This is a genomic window from Nitrincola alkalisediminis, assembly GCF_009821115.1.
Classification (GTDB): Bacteria; Pseudomonadota; Gammaproteobacteria; order Pseudomonadales; family Balneatricaceae; genus Nitrincola; species Nitrincola alkalisediminis.
In genome coordinates this window covers 1-3,032 of sequence record NZ_VYTY01000023.1, presented here as the reverse complement: position 1 = coordinate 3,032, position 3,032 = coordinate 1, and the positions used below count along the sequence as shown (strand labels likewise).

Annotated in this window: 2 rRNA genes; both read right to left on the bottom strand. The window is 52.0% G+C overall.

Annotated features, from left to right (window positions below):
* Positions 1-50: 50 nt before the first annotated feature.
* Positions 51-166, bottom strand: a 5S ribosomal RNA gene (gene rrf, locus F5971_RS18220).
* 113 nt (positions 167-279) lie between these two features.
* A 23S ribosomal RNA gene (locus F5971_RS18215) occupies positions 280-3,032 on the bottom strand; the annotation flags it as partial.

Sequence of the window (3,032 nt, the reverse complement as noted above, 5' to 3'; positions counted from 1 at the left end):
AAAAGCAAAAAGCCCCTGACTCATGGAATCAGGGGCTTCTCTAAATAAATGCCTGGCGATGACCTACTCTCACATGGGGAAACCCCACACTACCATCGGCGATGACGCGTTTCACTTCTGAGTTCGGAATGGAATCAGGTGGGTCCACGTCTCTATGGTCGCCAGACAAAACTGGGAACAATCTAAACCTTAGAAATAGAATTCTCTGTCTCGTTCAATACAAGCTTCAACCGTCGTATCAATCGTCATAACTCATCAACCAAACGCCTTCGGCGTTATATGGTCAAGCCTCACGAGCCATTAGTACAGGTTAGCTCAACGCCTTACAACGCTTACACACCCTGCCTATCAACGTTCTGGTCTCGAACGGCTCTTTAGGGGCCTCTAGGGCCCAGTGAGATCTCATCTTGAAGGGGGCTTCCCGCTTAGATGCTTTCAGCGGTTATCCCGTCCGAACGTAGCTACCCGGCAATGCCACTGGCGTGACAACCGGAACACCAGAGGTTCGTTCACTCCGGTCCTCTCGTACTAGGAGCAACTCTTCTCAAATCTCAAACGCCCACGGCAGATAGGGACCGAACTGTCTCACGACGTTCTAAACCCAGCTCGCGTACCACTTTAAATGGCGAACAGCCATACCCTTGGGACCGGCTTCAGCCCCAGGATGTGATGAGCCGACATCGAGGTGCCAAACACCGCCGTCGATGTGAACTCTTGGGCGGTATCAGCCTGTTATCCCCGGAGTACCTTTTATCCGTTGAGCGATGGCCCTTCCATACAGAACCACCGGATCACTAGAACCTGCTTTCGCACCTGCTCGACGTGTCTGTCTCGCAGTCAAGCACCCTTCTACTCTTGCGCTCATTGGCTGATTTCCGACCAGCCTGAGGGTACCTTCGTGCTCCTCCGTTACTCTTTGGGAGGAGACCGCCCCAGTCAAACTACCCACCACACAATGTCCTCGATCCCGATTAGGGATCTGAGTTAGAACCTCAACAGTACCAGGCTGGTATTTCAAGATCGGCTCCACTCGAACTGGCGTCCAAGTTTCAAAGCCTCCCAGCTATCCTACACAAGTAATGTCAAAGTCCACTGTGAAGCTATAGTAAAGGTTCACGGGGTCTTTCCGTCTAGCCGCGGGGACGCTGCATCTTCACAGCGAGTTCAATTTCACTGAGTCTCGGGTGGAGACAGTGTGGCCATCGTTACGCCATTCGTGCAGGTCGGAACTTACCCGACAAGGAATTTCGCTACCTTAGGACCGTTATAGTTACGGCCGCCGTTTACCGGGGCTTCGATCAAGAGCTTCGCTTGCGCTAACCCCATCAATTAACCTTCCGGCACCGGGCAGGCGTCACACCCTATACGTCCACTTTCGTGTTTGCAGAGTGCTGTGTTTTTAATAAACAGTCGCAGCCACCTGGTATCTTCGACCGACGACAGCTCAGAGAGTAAATCTCGTCACCATCACCGGCGTGCCTTCTCCCGAAGTTACGGCACCATTTTGCCTAGTTCCTTCACCCGAGTTCTCTCAAGCGCCTGGGTATTCTCAACCTGACCACCTGTGTCGGTTTGGGGTACGGTCGTCTGTAACCTGAAGCTTAGAGGATTTTCCTGGAAGCCGGGCATCAACCACTTCACACCTAAAAGGTGCTCGTCATCAGGTCTCAGCTTTAAGCGAGCGGATTTGCCTACTCACTCAGCCTACACCCTTAAACATGGACTACCATCGCCATGCTGGCCTAGCCTTCTCCGTCTCCCCATCGCAGTTACAGCCGGTACGGGAATATTAACCCGTTTCCCATCGATTACGCATTTCTGCCTCACCTTAGGGGCCGACTCACCCTACCCTGATTAACATTGGATAGGAAACCTTGGTCTTCCGGCGAGGGCGTTTTTCACGCCCTTTATCGTTACTTATGTCAGCATTCGCACTTGTGATACCTCCACGGTGGTTCCCACCTTCCGCTTCAACGGCTTACACAACGCTCCTCTACCATGCCTAGATAAATCTAAGCATCCGCAGCTTCGGTATCTGGTTTGAGCCCCGTTATATCTTCCGCGCAGGCCGACTCGACTAGTGAGCTATTACGCTTTCTTTAAAGGGTGGCTGCTTCTAAGCCAACCTCCTAGCTGTCTAAGCCTTCCCACATCGTTTCCCACTTAACCAGAATTTTGGGACCTTAGCTGGCGGTCTGGGTTGTTTCCCTTTTCACGACGGACGTTAGCACCCGCCGTGTGTCTCCCATGATTGCACTCTTGGGTATTCGGAGTTTGCATCGGGTTGGTAAGTCGGGATGACCCCCTAGCCGAAACAGTGCTCTACCCCCCAAGGTGAGACATGAGGCGCTACCTAAATAGCTTTCGAGGAGAACCAGCTATCTCCGAGCTTGATTAGCCTTTCACTCCGATCCACAGGTCATCCGCTAACTTTTCAACGGTAGTCGGTTCGGTCCTCCAGTTGATGTTACTCAACCTTCAACCTGCCCATGGATAGATCGCCCGGTTTCGGGTCTACTCCCAGCGACTCAACGCCCTATTAAGACTCGGTTTCCCTACGCCTCCCCTACTCGGTTAAGCTTGCCACTGAAAGTAAGTCGCTGACCCATTATACAAAAGGTACGCAGTCACCGTACTAAGACGGCTCCCACTGCTTGTACGTACACGGTTTCAGGGTCTATTTCACTCCCCTCACAGGGGTTCTTTTCGCCTTTCCCTCACGGTACTGGTTCACTATCGGTCAGTCAGGAGTATTTAGCCTTGGAGGATGGTCCCCCCATCTTCAGACAGGATATCACGTGTCCCGCCTTACTCGTTTTCACTCAAAATAGGTTTTCAAATACGGGGCTATCACCCTCTATGGCCGCACTTTCCAGAGCGTTCTTTTAACCTAAATTCAGCTTAAGGGCTGCTCCCCGTTCGCTCGCCGCTACTTAGGGAATCTCGGTTGATTTCTTTTCCTTCGGGTACTTAGATGTTTCAGTTCCCCGAGTTCGCCTCTAAAAGCCTATGTATTCAGCTTAAAGATACCT